Annotated in this window: 11 protein-coding genes and 1 tRNA gene; 6 read left to right on the forward strand and 6 right to left on the reverse strand. The window is 64.2% G+C overall.

What is annotated here, in order from left to right; genetic code table 11:
• Nucleotides 1–331 precede the first annotated feature (331 nt).
• From AC6A67_RS03010 to AC6A67_RS03025, 4 genes are all read left to right on the forward strand, one after another.
• Entirely contained in the window at nucleotides 332–1,483 is a 1,152-nt protein-coding gene (locus AC6A67_RS03010; protein ID WP_498035179.1) for an Mrp/NBP35 family ATP-binding protein, read from the forward strand.
• Nucleotides 1,484–2,166: 683 nt separating this feature from the next.
• Entirely contained in the window at nucleotides 2,167–2,415 is a 249-nt protein-coding gene (locus AC6A67_RS03015; RefSeq protein WP_498035075.1) for a hypothetical protein, read from the forward strand.
• Nucleotides 2,416–2,570: 155 nt separating this feature from the next.
• Nucleotides 2,571–3,659, forward strand: coding sequence for a TRAP transporter substrate-binding protein (locus tag AC6A67_RS03020; RefSeq protein ID WP_498035076.1), 1,089 nt, complete (start codon nucleotides 2,571–2,573; stop codon nucleotides 3,657–3,659).
• 213 nt (nucleotides 3,660–3,872) lie between these two features.
• Nucleotides 3,873–4,229, forward strand: coding sequence for a gamma-butyrobetaine hydroxylase family protein (locus tag AC6A67_RS03025; protein ID WP_498035077.1), 357 nt, complete (start codon nucleotides 3,873–3,875; stop codon nucleotides 4,227–4,229).
• Between the two features lie 733 nt (nucleotides 4,230–4,962).
• Here AC6A67_RS03025 and AC6A67_RS03030 read toward each other — a convergent pair.
• Nucleotides 4,963–5,547, reverse strand: coding sequence for a L,D-transpeptidase (locus AC6A67_RS03030; protein WP_498035078.1), 585 nt, complete (start codon nucleotides 5,545–5,547; stop codon nucleotides 4,963–4,965).
• Nucleotides 5,548–6,022: 475 nt separating this feature from the next.
• Here AC6A67_RS03030 and AC6A67_RS03035 point away from each other — a divergent pair.
• Nucleotides 6,023–6,097, forward strand: a tRNA-Val gene (locus AC6A67_RS03035).
• Between the two features lie 126 nt (nucleotides 6,098–6,223).
• On the opposite strand, the gene AC6A67_RS03040 is transcribed toward AC6A67_RS03035, so the two are convergent.
• The 5 genes from AC6A67_RS03040 to AC6A67_RS03060 all read right to left on the reverse strand — a co-directional run bounded on the left by AC6A67_RS03040 (nucleotide 6,224) and on the right by AC6A67_RS03060 (nucleotide 13,186).
• A complete protein-coding gene (locus AC6A67_RS03040; RefSeq protein ID WP_498035079.1) occupies nucleotides 6,224–6,868 on the reverse strand; it encodes a MarC family protein in 645 nt (214 codons plus the stop codon).
• A 298-nt stretch (nucleotides 6,869–7,166) separates the two neighbouring features.
• Nucleotides 7,167–8,402, reverse strand: a complete 1,236-nt coding sequence (locus AC6A67_RS03045) for an ABC transporter substrate-binding protein (protein WP_498035080.1) — start codon at nucleotides 8,400–8,402, stop codon at nucleotides 7,167–7,169.
• A gap of 245 nt (nucleotides 8,403–8,647) precedes the next feature.
• Nucleotides 8,648–9,907 (reverse strand): ABC transporter substrate-binding protein, encoded by a 1,260-nt coding sequence (locus tag AC6A67_RS03050; protein ID WP_498035081.1) that lies wholly within the window; start codon nucleotides 9,905–9,907, stop codon nucleotides 8,648–8,650.
• Between the two features lie 396 nt (nucleotides 9,908–10,303).
• Nucleotides 10,304–11,341, reverse strand: a complete 1,038-nt coding sequence (locus tag AC6A67_RS03055; RefSeq protein WP_498035082.1) for a Dyp-type peroxidase — start codon at nucleotides 11,339–11,341, stop codon at nucleotides 10,304–10,306.
• A 645-nt stretch (nucleotides 11,342–11,986) separates the two neighbouring features.
• A complete protein-coding gene (locus AC6A67_RS03060) occupies nucleotides 11,987–13,186 on the reverse strand; it encodes an ABC transporter substrate-binding protein (protein WP_498035083.1) in 1,200 nt (399 codons plus the stop codon).
• A 346-nt stretch (nucleotides 13,187–13,532) separates the two neighbouring features.
• Here AC6A67_RS03060 and AC6A67_RS03065 point away from each other — a divergent pair, with 346 nt between their 5' ends.
• Entirely contained in the window at nucleotides 13,533–14,357 is an 825-nt protein-coding gene (locus tag AC6A67_RS03065; protein WP_498035084.1) for a ferritin-like domain-containing protein, read from the forward strand.
• Nucleotides 14,358–14,496 lie beyond the last annotated feature (139 nt).

Raw genomic sequence — 14,496 nt, forward strand, 5'->3', positions numbered from 1 at the left:
ATCTGCGCGGCCCGGCCTCCCATGGATGTTACCGGACGTCTTATAAACCGGGCGTATCGCGTCGGGTACCCGGCGCAACCAGACGGGCGACGTCGCCCACGAAAAGCTTTTTGCATTGTTGCGCAGCTTTCTGGCGCCGTTTTCCAGCGGCCCTGACCTGTGCGGCCGCCGCTATCCCGCCTTTTCGGCGCAAAGCCATGGTGCTTCTGCAGCCTGTCTGCTTGACGCTCGCGGACAAGGATCGCCCGGCCAGGCCGCTCCGCCTGACGCAGGCGCCGCCACCTTGACCGCCACATTGACCGCAACGTCGGGCCGCCGCATATCTTGCGCCATGATCACCAGGGAAGAAATCGTGGCGGCGCTGATGCGCGTGCCGGGTCCGGATGGCGTGACGCCTCTGCCCCAGACGGGATTGATGTCTGACGTCGCCATCACTGGCGACCGGGTCTATGTGGCGATCCGCACCGAGCCCGCCGAGGCGGCGGCCATGGAGCCGCTGTGCCGCAAGGTGGAGGCCGCCATCGCCGCGCTTCCCGGCGTCGGCGCCGCTCTGGCGTCGCTGACCGCCGAGGCGACGCCCGGGGCAGGGGGCAAGGCAGGCGGCGCTCCTGGCGGCATGGGCACTGGGCGAGCGCCGGCGGGGGCAGGCGGCTCGCGCGCCGCCGCCCAGCGCAAGCGCGAGGCGGTGCCAGGCGTGCGCCATATTGTGGCGGTGGCCAGCGGCAAGGGCGGGGTGGGCAAATCGACCACCGCCTGCAATCTGGCGCTGGCCCTGTCGGCGCTGGGGCTCAATGTCGGCCTGCTCGACGCCGACATTTATGGCCCATCCGCGCCGCGCCTGTTTGGCGTCACCGAGAAGCCCCAACTGCTGGAGAACCGCATGCTGGCCCCGCCGGTGCGCTGGGGCGTCAAGATCATGTCGATCGGTTTTCTGGTTGATCCTGAGGCGGCGATCATCTGGCGAGGCCCGATGGTGATGTCGGCGCTGCAGCAATTGCTGCGCGAAGTGGCGTGGGGCGATCTCGACGTGCTGGTGGTCGACATGCCGCCGGGCACCGGCGATGCGCAACTGACCATGGCGCAGAACGTGCCGCTGGCCGGCGCGGTCATCGTCTCGACGCCGCAGGACCTCGCGCTGATCGACGCCCGCCGCGGCGTGGCCATGTTTGACAAGGTCGACGTGCCGGTGCTCGGGGTGATTGAGAACATGTCGACCTTCATCTGCCCCGCCTGTGGAACCCGCTCGGACATCTTCGGCCATGGCGGCGCCCGCCACGAGGCGGAGCGGATCGGCGCGCCGTTCCTCGGCGAAATTCCCCTGCACATGACCATCCGCGAAACCTCGGATGCGGGCCGCCCGGTGATGGTGTCCGAGCCCGATGGGCCCCACGCCCAGGCCTATCTGGCCATCGCCGAAGCCGTGGCCCGCCGCCTCGCGTCAGGCGCCGCCGCCCGCAAGGCGCCGCGCATCGTCATCGACTGAGCAGGCGGTCGCGCCGCCCGGACGGCGCCGCGACACCTCAGGGTCAGAAGCGCGCGCCGGGGTGCGCCATCTGGCGCAGGCCGCGGCGTCGCGGCATGCCAGACCCCGATGCGCATGACCCATCGGGGCCTGCTCACGTCCGTGCGGCGCCTGGGCATGTCAGGATGCGGCGGCGTCAGCATCGTCGCATCGTGTTGTCAGGCGCCGGCCGTGACGCTCCGCCACCCCAAAGGCCCCGCCGTCGACCGCCGCCGCAAGGTTTGTTGGCGGGGTTGATCACTTGCGTCGCCGCGCGGCGTCACGCCGCAAGCGCTTGTGTGTCGCAGCTGACAATTGACGCATTTTTTCCTTGAATTGATCAAATGTGACGGATTTATTTCAAGAATAGTTCTGATCTACCGTGCGCACTTGTCGCAAGCAGTTGCGTATTGTCTGGCTTTACCGTGCGCTGTTGTGTGCCTAGCATCACCGTGGTCATCCGGGCGCAGGGCCATGCGGCGCGACGCCGGATGACATCGGGCCGGGAGCCTCTGGTCGCCGCGCCAGGGACACGGCTGACCATGGCGCCTGCGCGGCAGTGGCTGGCGCGCCATGGGGGCGCCATATCCTGTCCTGGGAAGCCTGCGCCGCGTCGGAGTGATCTGCGCGGCTATGGGGCCCTGGATGACGCGAGGGAGGCGAGCATGAGCTTGCGCCATAACGATACACAGCGCGCCAGACTGGCGCTGTATGGCCCATCAGGCCTTGTTGCATCGGTGGCGATGGCGCTGGCGCTCACCGTGGCCGGTGGTTTCGGCGTGGCTTATGGCGAGCGCCCGGCGACGCTGCGCTGGCGGGTGGCTGAGGCCGACGCGGGAGCGCAACGGCAAACGCCGGTGGTGTTTCAGTTCACCGCGCGCGTCGATCGCGGCGGGCAGCCTTATAGCCGTTGAGCCAATCCCCACGCCCCGTGAGGCCGGGCGACTGCCTTGCTCTCCGTCAAACGTATGATGTTGCAATTGCACGATTTTGATTGCGCGCTGCCTGAGGCGCTGGTTCTCTGACGCAAACGAATGGTCCATCGGACGGATCAGCGGGAGGAACCCAGATGAAGCGTCGCCAGTTTTTGCAGGCTGCCAGCACCGGTGTTGTGGGCGCGGCCGTCGCCTCACCGGCCATCGCCCAATCCGCGCCTGAGATTCGCTGGCGCTGCACCTCCAGCTTCCCCAAATCCCTCGACACCATCTATGGGGCGGGCGAGGACTTCGCCAAAGCCGTCGCCGCCATGACCGACGGCAAGTTCCAGATCCAGGTGTTCGCCTCCAATGAGATCGTGCCTGGCCTGCAGGCCCTTGATGCGGCGCAGAACGGCACGGTCGAGATGTGCCACACCGCTTCCTATTATTACGTCGGCAAGGACCCGTGCTTCGCCTTTGGCTCGGCTATCCCCTTCGGCCTCAACTCGCGCATGAACACGGCGTGGGTGCTGGCGGGCGGCGGCCTCGACATGCTCAATGAGTTCTACAAGAAGTACAACGTCACCATGCTGCCTGGCGGCAATACCGGCACGCAGATGGGCGGCTGGTTCCGCAAGGAGATCAATTCGGTTCAGGACCTCAACGGCCTGAAAATGCGCATCGCTGGCCTCGCCGGCCAGATTTTGCAGCGCCTCGGCGTCGTGCCGCAGCAGATCGCCGGCGGCGACATCTACCCGGCGCTGGAGAAGGGCACCATCGACGCCGCCGAATGGGTCGGCCCCTATGACGACGAGAAGCTCGGCTTCGCCCGCGTCGCCAAATATTATTATTACCCCGGCTGGTGGGAGGGCTGCGCCTCGCTGAACTTCTTCATCAACCAGGCCAAATTCGACGAGTTGCCCAAGGCCTACCAGGCGGCGGTGCGCACGGCGGCGCTGATGGCCAACCAGCAGATGCAGGCCAATTACGACGCCAAAAATCCCGGCGCCATCAAGCGCCTCGTCGCCAGCGGCGCCCAGCTCAAGCCCTTCCCCCAGGAGGTGCTGGAGGCCTGTTACAAGGTCTCGAACGAGCTGTATGACGAATTGTCGGGAAAGAACCCTGAGTTCAAGAAGCTGTATGAAGCGGTGCGCGCCTTCCGCAACGACGAGTATCTGTGGTGGCAGGTGGCCGAATACACCTATGACAATTTCATGATCCGCGCCCGCGCCCGCGGCTAATCCAGGAGGGGCGAGGGGGCATGGCGCCCACAAGGCCCCGGAAGGCCCGACGCCGCTGGGCACAGCTCCAGCCAGCATCAGGGAGAGCCAGCCATTGGCGCGTCAGGAGCGCGCCGGACGGCTGGCTTTTTGCTGGCGACTCGTCGGCTTCCGGGTTACCTGCCGGCCCATGTGTGGCGTGATGCTGCAGGCTTGGGTGAGGATTGACAGCGCATGGATGATATCTGGCCAGAGGAGCTGCGCCTCAACGCCGACAAGAACCAGCTGACGGTTCGGTTTAACGATGCCGGCGAGGGCGCCTTGCCTGCCGAGTTCCTGCGCGTGTTCAGCCCGTCAGCCGAAGTTCGGGGCCACGGCGGCGCCGATCGCCGGACCGTCGGCGGCAAGCGGCATGTGCGCATTCGCGCGCTGGAGCCGGTGGGCAATTACGCGGTGCGCATCGTCTTTGATGATGGCCACGACAGCGGCCTGTATGGCTGGCGCTTGCTGCGCCAGATGATCAGCGAGCAGGCCCAGATGTGGACCTCCTACGAGGCCGAACTCGCCGCAAAGGGGATGGGCAGGGGCTGAGGCTGCCCCGCGCTCAGCCAGCTTCCCCCACCGCCCCACCGCCGTCATGCCCGTGCTTGTCACGGGCATCCACGTCTTGCTACCAGGATGCGAAGATGCTGACGCATCCGCATCCTTAAATGCTCAGGCGCCGCACGGGCTTAGCCAGAACCCGATGAGTGAAGCTCATCGGGTTCTGGTATGACGGGCGCCCAGCAGGCGCCACGAGCGGCGACTAGCCAGCGGGGGGGCCCTGCCCGCAGCCTCTCGTGGCGATTGATCCAGGCGCTTGCCCTTGGCTAATCATGGGCGCCAAGTCGTGGGCCGAAGTCGTGAGCAGAAGTCGTAGATGCCAGTGACAAGCACGGGCATGACGGCATGCGTTGGCGCTCTGAAAGCTCAAAGCATCGAGACCCAGCGGCGGTAATCGTCAGCGCCCCAGAGGGCGATGCGTTCGGCCCGTGACCATGCCGTCGCCAAGCTGCATCTTTGGCCGCGGTAACGGCCATATCAGTATGTGATTGCGCAGACGCCGCAGCCTTCTGCACGCTCACGCGTCGCACAGGCTGGCAGAGAGCGCGAGGAAGGGGGTACGCCGCAGATCCCCCTCCTGAGTAGCAAAAAGGGGCCGCAAAGGGCCCCTGAATGTCGTCACAGCTGCACATGAGCGCTAACCAACGCAGCGCAAGACATCGCTCAGCGGTTGGTCAGCACCCAGGCTCGCGCCAGACCAATGTGTCTGGCGCACTGCAGTTTAGCGCAGCACCACCACCCGGGCGCCGACATTGACGCGGCCGTACAGGTCGATGACATCCTCATTCATCATGCGGATGCAGCCCGACGATACGGCCTGACCAATGGTCTCCGGCTCGTTGGAGCCATGGATTCGATACAGGGTGTTGCCGAGATAGAGCGCGCGAGCCCCCATCGGATTGTCGGGACCGCCTGGCATAAAGCGCGGCAAGTCGGGACGGCGCTTCAGCATGGAGGCGGGCGGCGTCCATGTCGGCCACTCGCGCTTCATGCTGACGCGCTGGGTGCCGGCCCACGAAAAGCCTTCACGCCCCACGCCCACGCCATAACGGATGGCCTTGCCGTCGGGCAGTACGTAATACAGCCGGCGCTCGGAGGTATTGACCACGATGGTGCCCGGCGCGTGCCTGGCGGTATAGGTCACCACCTCGCGTGGGATGACTGTGGCCTGCGCCTTGTAATTGGGGGCTGCATAAACGAGGGGCTGACGCGTCAGCGGATCGATCTCGGGATACGCCAGAGCGGCAGGCGCAACCGCCGCCATGCCTGCGAGAATGCCGACCGTACAGAAAGTCAAGCGACGCATTGATGCCTCGTCCGGGGAAATGCAGATGAACCGGTAGTTCCTGAAAAGAACGCAGACTTGTCGTTCCGGTTCCTTATCTGCGCCAAAATGCTCAAGACGGCCTTAACAAGCAATGCGTTCGGCACCTTATATTTGGTCGTTGTCCCAGATTGGCGATGGCCGTGTCAGCCTCGCAACACTGGCTGGCGCAAGCGTGATCGTCATGACGCTGGCGCAGGGCTGTGGCCCTGGTCGACATGACTGTATCCGGCAGCTTCAGGCGCGCGGCGGCGCGAGGGCTCAGCGCCCGGCGGGATGTGCTGCCCTGAAACCTGCGCAACGTGTTGGGGTGGGCGGGGCGGCTCGCAGCGTCATGCACAGCCCTGTCTACGTCAGCCTGTGGATTCTGCTTTGGCAGGCGCACGGCGCTTGACGGCGACCCAAGCGCTGCCTATGAGTGGCGCATTCCCGGCGACGGCAACGTCGCAACCGGTTAGGGCGGTTAGCTCAGCGGGAGAGCACACGCTTCACACGCGTGGGGTCACTGGTTCAATCCCAGTACCGCCCACCATTTCTCACTCCATATCGATGATGGCGCAAGGCTGGCTGCCTCTGGCAGTCCACCGCATCGCTGCCATTGCCGCGGTCTCGCCTGGGCGTCTGCAGCCCGGCCCACCGTCCTTGCCGGACAGCGCCATCAGATCGGCGGCAAATGCAGCCAGGCGGCGAAGGCGTTGAGGATGAGATTCACGGCGATCGCCGCCAGGATCATGCCCAGCACCCGCCGCAGCAAATTGGCGCCGCCCGCGCCAATCACCCGCAAAATGCGCTCGCCGGCGACAAAGGCCGCCAGCATGATCAGCAGCACCACCGCCAGCAGTCCCGCCACCTGCAACTGGTTGGCGATGCTGTGGCGGGCGTTGTCCATCAGCACCACCACGCTGAGCAGGGCGCCGGGACCGGCGATAATCGGCACGGTGAGGGGATAGATCGCCGTTTCCAGCGCCGAGGCGTTGTCGCCGGCGTCGGCTGAGGCAGGGCCTGCGGGTTTGTGCGGCGCGCCCATCACCATCTGGCCTGCGAAGGCCAGCACGATCAGCCCACCGGCGATCTGGAAGGACAACAGCGACACGTCCATCGCCTTCAGCAGGCGCAGGCCGATCAGCCCAAACAGCACGATCACCACATAGGACAGGCCAATGGCGATCATCGCCGCCCGGCGCTTCTGACTGGCGTTGAGGTGGCTGGTGGCCGCCAGATACATGCTGAGGTGGTCGACAGGCTCCAACACAGCCAGCAGCGTCAGAAATTGTGTGGTCCAGAGGCTTTGGTCGCTGATCATCAGCCGGCTTCCGGGGGGGGCGGCCCAGATCGCTGGCATGCGTGGCGCAGGGCGATCCGGGCAAGAGACGGGCATGAGACGGGCCGTGGGAGCGGCTGACGAGGCCCGCTCGCCGTCAACCGTAACCGATCAGCATTCACCTCTCGCCTGGGCGAGAAGCTGCCGCCGGCGCGATGACACTGGGCCGTGGCTGGCGGCAGCCTGGCGCAGCGACACCCCCCAGCATCAAACGGCAGGGGGGCGAAGTCTTGTTGGGGGCCATCAGGCGTTGCAGTCAGATGGCCCTGTGCAGGTCTTGTTACTTGACCAGCGGACAGCCGCCTTCCGACATCGGGCGGAAGGCCTGATCACCGGGCACTTCAGCCAGGATCTTGTAATAATCCCACGGGCCCTTCGACTCTTCCGGCTTCTTCACTTCCAGCAGCAGCATGGAGTGCTCCATGCGGCCATCGGCGCGCAGCTTGCCATTGTCGGTGAACATGTCCTTCACCGGCGTCTCGCGCATCTTGGCCATCACCTTGTCGGCGTCGGTCGAGCCGACAGCCTTGACGGCGTTCAGATAATGCGTCGCGGCGCTCCAGTTGGCGGCCTGGTTCATGGTCGGCATCTTGCCGGTGCGCTTGAAGAAGCGCTGACCGAACTCGCGCGTCTTGTCGTTCTTGTCCCAATACCAGGCTTCGGTGATCACCAGGCCCTGGGCCGTCTTCAGGCCGAGGCTGTGGATGTCGGAGATGAACATCACCATGCCAGCCAGCTTCTGGCCGCCCTGGACGATGCCGAACTCAGCCGCCTGCTTGATCGAATTGATGGTGTCGCCGCCGCCATTGGCGAGGCCGATGATCTTGGCCTTGGAATTCTGCGCCTGCAGCAGGAACGACGAGAAATCCTGATTGTTAAGCGGATGCTTGGCCCCGCCCAGCACCTTGCCGCCGGCTTTCTTGACGAAATCGCCGGTGTCGCGCTCGAGCGAGTGGCCGAACACATAGTCAGCGGTGATGAAGAACCAGCTGTCGCCGCCTTCCTTCACGATGGCCTGACCCACGGTCTTGCCATTGGCATAGGTGTCCCAGGTCCAGTGCGCCGTATAAGGCGAGCAGTGCTTGCCGGTGATGTCGGAGCTGCCAGCCTCGGTGACCATGACGATCTTCTTGCGATCATTGGCGATCTGCATGGTGGCCAGCGCCGTGGCGGAGGTCGGCAGATCCATGATCATGTCGACGCCGTCATTGTCATACCATTGGCGGGCGATAGCCGAGGCCTGGTCAGCCTTGTTGAGGCTGTCAGCGGCGACCATCTCGATCTTCTTGCCCAGCACCTCGCCGCCAAAATCCTCGATCGCCATCTTCACGGCTTCCACCGCGCCCGGGCCGCCAATGTCTGAATAGACCGACGACAGATCGCCCATCACGCCGATCTTCACCGGCTTCTGCGCCGTCTGCGCGAAAGCCGAAACGGCAGTGACAGCGGTGAGGGCGCTGGCGCCGAGCAGCGCGGCGGCGAAAGTCGTGGTGAGCCCACGGCGAAGCTTACGCATGTTTCCTCCAGAAGTATTGCTTCTTGATGATTTGGGTCGCCGATGATGTCCTGGCGCCCAGTTGCGGGCAATGCCGTGGGCTTTATTTCATACTTTATGATGAGGCAGGTGTTGTTACGTAGGTAAGCTGACGCAGGTTGAGAGTTGTGCCGCGCCGCCGCCGCTGGCGACAGGGCGGCCCCCTGGGGCCAACCCCGGCGCTTCGCCGCCGCCTGACGCGAGCGAAGCGCCCACGCCAGCCGACATCACTTCACCAGCGGGCAGCCGCCATCCTTGAGCGGGCGCGAGGACTGGTCGGCCGGCACTTCCGCCAGGATCTTGTACAGGTCCCACGGCCCCTTCGACTCGCCCGGCTGCTTGATCTCGAGCAGCAGCATGGAGTGGACCATGCGGCCGTCCTCGCGCAGCACGCCATTGTCGGTGAAGGGATCGCGGATCGGCGTGGCGCGCATTTTCGCCATCACGGTTTTGGCGTCCTTGGCGCCAGCCTCCTTGATCGCCTTGAGATAATGCGTGGTGGCGCTGTAATTGGCCGCCTGGTTCATGGTCGGCATCTTGCTGGTACGCTCCATGAAGCGCTTGGCGAAGGCGCGGGTTTTATCGTCCTTGTCCCAATAAAACGCCTCGGTGAACACAAGGCCCTTGCCGGTGTCGAGGCCGATGCTGCGCACGTCGGTGATGGTCATCACCATGGCCACCAGCTTTTGGCCGCGCTGGGTGAGGCCAAATTCATTGGCCTGCTTGATGGCGTTGCTGGTGTCGGCGCCGCCATTGGCCAGCGCGATCACCTTGGCGCCAGAGTTTTGCGCCTGCAGCAGCAGCGAGGAGAAGTCCTGGGTGTTGAGCGGGTGCCTTGCGCTGCCCAGCACCTTGCCGCCCTTTTCGGTGACGATCTTGGTGGTGTCGCGCTCCAGCGAATGGCCGAACACATAATCGGCGGTGATGAAGAACCAGCTGTCGCCGCCCTGTTTCATCACGGCGTTGGCCATGGTCATGGCGTTGCCATAGGTGTCCCAGGTCCATTGCGCGGTGAAGGGCGAGCAATGCTTGCCGGTGATGTCGGAGCTCGCAGCCTCAGTCACCATCACCACTTTCTCGCGGGCGTTGGCCAGCTCCATAACGGCGAGGGCGATGGCTGATGTGGGCAGGTCGATGATCATGTCGACCGCTTCATTGTCATACCATTTGCGGGCGATGGCCGAGGCGATGTCCGGCTTGTTCTGCCCGTCGGCGCTGACCACCTCGATCTTCTTGCCCAACGCCTCGCCGCCAAAATCCTCGACGGCCATCTTCACCGCCTCAATGGCGCCGGTCCCGCCCATATCCGAATACACCGACGACAGATCGGCCAGCACGCCAATCTTCACCGGGCCGCCTGGCGCCGCCTTTGCCTCAGCCCCTGCGGCGGGAGCGGCGGGCTTTGCGCCGCCTTGCGCCAACGCTAGCTGCCACGGCGCAGCGGCCAGCCCAAGCAGCATGGCTGCGGCCATCAACGGTCGTTTCATGAGCGTCTCCCGATTTATCATCTGTTATACATTCACTATGGCATGGCGCTGAAACGACGCCAAGTGAATGTAAAACCGGGAGTTTTCCGTCGCGCCCCCCAGGCGGAGCGGACCAGTCTTGATCGCCTGGCGGAGGGCGTCTATCACCGATTCCAACCTACACTTGAGGCCAGAAATCAGCCCCGCCAAGGCTCAAATCTCAATTCCCCCTCACGCCCCCCCTCCACCGTCATGGCCGGGCTTGACCCGGCCATCCACGACTTGGGCGCGTTGCCCCACGCGCCACCTCAACCGCCGTTCGCCACCCGCAGATAACTGACCGCCCGCAACCGCACCGCGCCCCCAGGGACAACTTCCGCCCGCCGCAGACCCGCCGCGCGACAGGGCGCCGTCCCTTCACGCTTTAATCGCGTGGATGAAATCTGCCGATGGCACGAAATACAGCGAACCCGTGACAGCCTTGCTCACGTCGAGCAGGCGATCGTAATTGCCGGGCGGATCGCCAACAAACATGTTCGACAGCATCCGCTCGATCCATTTCGGCGAGCGGGTGTAGCCAATGAAATATGTGCCATATTCATTCTTGCTCAGATCACCGAACGGCATATTGTCACGCAAAATGCGCACCGGTCGGCCATCTTCATCAATACTGTTCAACGCATTGTGGGCGTAGCTTGGCTTTTCATCAGCGCTAAGTTCGATATTGGACAGCTTCCTGCGTCCAATGATCTTCTCCTGAACATCGACGGGGATGGCGTTCCATTTCGTCATGTCGTGCAAATACTTTTGCACGATGACATAGCTGCCGCCGGCGAACGGCGGGTCCTCGTCGCCCACAAGCGTCGCATTGACGGCCGCCTGTCCGGCAGGATTCTCGGTTCCGTCGACGAACCCAAGCAGATCGCGGTTGTCGAAATATTTGAACCCGTGAACTTCATCGACGATCGTCGCCGCGCCCGCAAGGCGGGACGATACCTCGGCGGCAAGTTCGAAACACAGGTCCATGCTGGTGGCGCGGATGTGAAACAAAAGGTCGCCTGGCGTTGCGGGCGCATGATGCACGCCGTTGATCTCCTGAAACGGGTGCAGCTCGCGCGGCCTCGGCAGACCAAACAGCCGGTCCCAGGCATGGGATCCGACGCCCAGCACACAGGAGAGCTCGCAATCGCTGATGCGCGAGCCGATGCCGCGCACCAGCGATGGCAATGCGGCGCATAGGGCGCGCACACGGCCATCGACCTCGCGTGCTGGATCGAGGGCGACCACCAGGAAGATCGCCGCGCGTGTAAGCCTCGCGTCCACCGCCTGTGGCAGGGCGGCGGCATGCTGTGGGACTGAGACGGACAATATGGGCTCCTCACCAGTTCTCATTCTTGACCAGACACGGGTCGACGACCCCCGTAGCGCCCCGCAGAGCAGCTTTGGCCGCCCCATGCAGTCAAGGTCAAGTTTGCGACTTGCGTGAATGATCAGCCAGTGCGGTGGGGCTTAATGGAGTGGAGAAGCACGCAACCAGCGCCATGCCGCAAAGGGGTGGGGGGGTATTGTCGTCGACCCGCGCCGGCAACTAAACCGCAAGAGCACCCTCCGCCTCACCAACCTGCGCGCCGTCATCGACATCGAAGCCAACACAGAGCCTTATGCGCCGAGAGAACCGACTTCACCGAGGCGATGAACGTGTTTCGCGAGATGCGTCCGTGACGGTGTAGGGTGGTGGAGCGGAGGGCGCACGATGACTCGACGCCTTCCGATTTCTAATGTGCCCATACCGGAATTCGGGGAGGGCGGGACAAATTCGTTTTAGCGTGAGCCCGAGCGTCTCTTAGATTTTAGGCCGCGGATGCGTCCGTCTCTTCGCGACCTTGAGTATGACTGTCTTCGGGGGGGGCACACTCAATCCCGAGTAGTGAAGTCTGACTGCAATACGCACTAGGGTTTAGAACTAGGCGTATCGACAGATTTACGTGCTGTAGTCGGCGAAGTTCGACTTAGAGTACGAAAAACACGATATCTTGGGCGCTTCGCAATTTCACGTTGATAGATGACTTCCCGAGCAATGTGCCATCGGTTGTGCTCGTTTTACCCCTTCAACAGCTTGCACTCACTCTCACTCACCGGCCGGAACGCATCCTTGCCCTTGATCTCGCCCTTGATCTCAAAATAGTCCCACGGCCTGGTCGACTGCTCCGGGGCCTTCACCTGCATCAGCCAGATGTCGCGCACCAGTTTGCCGTCGGCGCGCAGCTCGCCATTCTTGATGAAGGGCGCCTTGATCGGGCCGGAGCGCAGTTGCGCCAGCACCTTGTCGGTCTCGACTGATTTCGCCGCTTCCGCCGCCCGCAGCCAGGCGAGGGCGCCGCTGTAGTTCATGGCCTGCGCCTCAGATGGCGGGCGGCCCATTTTTTCGGCGTAGCGTTTGGCGAAGGCGCGGCTTTCCTCGTCCGCATCCCAATAGAAGATCGAGGAAACCGTAGTGCCCTGGCCCGCCTTCAGCCCCACCGAATGCACGTCGGAGAGCAGCAGCGCCATGGCGGCGGGCTTCACCTTGTCGTCGAAAATGCCGAACTCCTGGCCCTGCTTCAGCACATTCTGCTGGTCGGCGATGGCGCTGGCCACGCCCACCACATTGGCCCCGGAGTTCTTGGCCTGCATCAGGAAGGAGGAGAAATCCAGCGTATTGATCGGGTGGCGCACATGGCCCACCACCTTGCCGCCCAGCGCCTCCACGGCCTTGCGCGTGTCATTCTCCAGCGCGTGGCCAAAGGCGTAATCCGCCGAGATAAAGAACCATTTGTCGCCGCCCGCCTTCACCACCGGGCCGGTAATGCCCTTGGCGAACTGGTAGGTGTCATAGCCCCACTGGATGGCGTTGGTGTTGCAGTGCTTGTTGGTCAGCTCGCCGCTGGCCGCGCCGGTCGCCACCGACAGCCGGTTCTTGTCCTTGGCGATGTTCTGCACCGCGATCGCCACGGCGGAATTGCCCAGGTCGATGATCATCCGCACATTGCGGGTGTCGAACCAGTCGCGGGCGATGGCGGCGCCAATGTCGGCCTTGTTCTGGTGGTCGGCGCCCAGCACCTCCACCTTCTCGCCCAGCAGCTTGCCGCCAAAATCCTCCACCGCCATGCGCGTGGCCTCAACCGAGCCAGGCCCCTGGGCGTCAGACAAAGGTCCGGAAATGTCGGTGAGAACGCCAATGCGAATGGTCTCAGCCTGGGCGACGGCGGCGCAGGCCATAACCGCCAGCGCAGCCACGCCGGCTTTCAGCAGATGCTTCATCCTGTTTCCTCCCGAGCATGCGGCCCGCTCTTGTGGCGAGGCCTGCACGCATCGACGCACAGGATCACCCGGCGCAGGGCCGGGCGTCAACCGCCAGCGGGCGGCGCTGGCGCTGGTTAAGCCATGAATCGGCCATGGAAAAAACGGAATGAACTTTAAATAATATCGCCGAGAAATCGGCAACTGTAAATAATGAAAGCAAGGGAGGGGTTATTTCTCAATAATGTTTTGGGATTGTGTCATGTGTTACTCCGCATCTTGCCGTGACGACGCGCGTGGCCCCGCAACTGCTGCCGTTGGTGCAGGGCGACGCATCGGGCGGCGGCAGGTGTTGAGGGCGGTCGGCATGGCGATGACTTCACTCGCGGGCGTAACGGCAGGGCGCAGGGCGCTGGCGACGCCGGAGCGCGCGACGCCGCCAGCGCTGGGCGATGTCGACATGTTAAACTTCATGCTCAATCTGGAATATCTGCAGGCGGAGTTTTACTTGCGCGCCGCGCACGGGCATGGGCTGGAGGCGGAGGACATCAGCGGGCGGGGCAGGCCTGGCGGCGTCGTCGGCGGCCGCAAGCTGGCCTGGGCGGACGCTGCGGTCCACAATTACGCGGTGGAGATCGCGGCGGAGGAGGTTGCCCACGTCCGCCTGCTCAGAGCCATGCTCGGCGGCGCACGCATCGCCCGGCCACTGATCGACATCAACGACGCGTTCACGCGCGCGGCGCGGCGATCCGGGATCATTGGCGATGACGACGTCTTCGACCCCTTCGACGGCGAAAGCCGCTTCCTGCTCGGCGCCTATTTGTTGGAGGATCTGGCGGTCACCGCCTACAAGGGCGTGGCGATGCAGTTCAAAAGCCTTCAGGCGGCGCATGCGGTCGCAGGCTTGTTGGCGACCGAGGCCTATCACGCAGGCGGCGTCCGGGTGATGCTTTACGCGCGCGGCGTCTATGGCCCAACCGCGCGCATCGCAGCCGCCCGCAATGAATTGGCCGGCGGCAGCGCCATGGACCAGGGCGTGGGCGATTTTCAGCAGGCGACGATCGTGCCCGCCGATGGCAATGGCGTGCTGCGCGGCCGCACGCCGGAGCAATTGCTCGCAATCGTCTACCTCAATTCCGGCAGACGCCCCGGCGGCTTCTTCCCACGTGGCCTGAACGGCGTGGTGCGTTGACCACGCCGCCAGGCTCATGCTGGCTCCCCCCGGGGCGGTGAGGCGGCGGCGCGGGCCTCATACCAGGATGCGAAGATGCTGACACATCCGCATCCTGAAATGCTCAGGCGCCGCAAGGGCTTAACCGGCGCCCGATGAG

The sequence above is a fragment of the Camelimonas sp. FR25 genome, assembly GCF_059740505.1.

Coding starts and splice junctions, on each gene's coding strand:
- AC6A67_RS03040 (WP_498035079.1), bottom strand. CDS start 6,868: ATGATCAGCGACCAAAGCCTCTGGACCACACAATTTCTGACGCTGCTG.
- AC6A67_RS03060 (WP_498035083.1), bottom strand. CDS start 13,186: ATGAAGCATCTGCTGAAAGCCGGCGTGGCTGCGCTGGCGGTTATGGCC.
- AC6A67_RS03030 (WP_498035078.1), bottom strand. CDS start 5,547: ATGCGTCGCTTGACTTTCTGTACGGTCGGCATTCTCGCAGGCATGGCG.
- AC6A67_RS03055 (WP_498035082.1), bottom strand. CDS start 11,341: ATGGGGCGGCCAAAGCTGCTCTGCGGGGCGCTACGGGGGTCGTCGACC.
- AC6A67_RS03065 (WP_498035084.1), top strand. CDS start 13,533: ATGGCGATGACTTCACTCGCGGGCGTAACGGCAGGGCGCAGGGCGCTG.
- AC6A67_RS03050 (WP_498035081.1), bottom strand. CDS start 9,907: ATGAAACGACCGTTGATGGCCGCAGCCATGCTGCTTGGGCTGGCCGCT.
- AC6A67_RS03015 (WP_498035075.1), top strand. CDS start 2,167: ATGAGCTTGCGCCATAACGATACACAGCGCGCCAGACTGGCGCTGTAT.
- AC6A67_RS03045 (WP_498035080.1), bottom strand. CDS start 8,402: ATGCGTAAGCTTCGCCGTGGGCTCACCACGACTTTCGCCGCCGCGCTG.
- AC6A67_RS03025 (WP_498035077.1), top strand. CDS start 3,873: ATGGATGATATCTGGCCAGAGGAGCTGCGCCTCAACGCCGACAAGAAC.
- AC6A67_RS03010 (WP_498035179.1), top strand. CDS start 332: ATGATCACCAGGGAAGAAATCGTGGCGGCGCTGATGCGCGTGCCGGGT.
- AC6A67_RS03020 (WP_498035076.1), top strand. CDS start 2,571: ATGAAGCGTCGCCAGTTTTTGCAGGCTGCCAGCACCGGTGTTGTGGGC.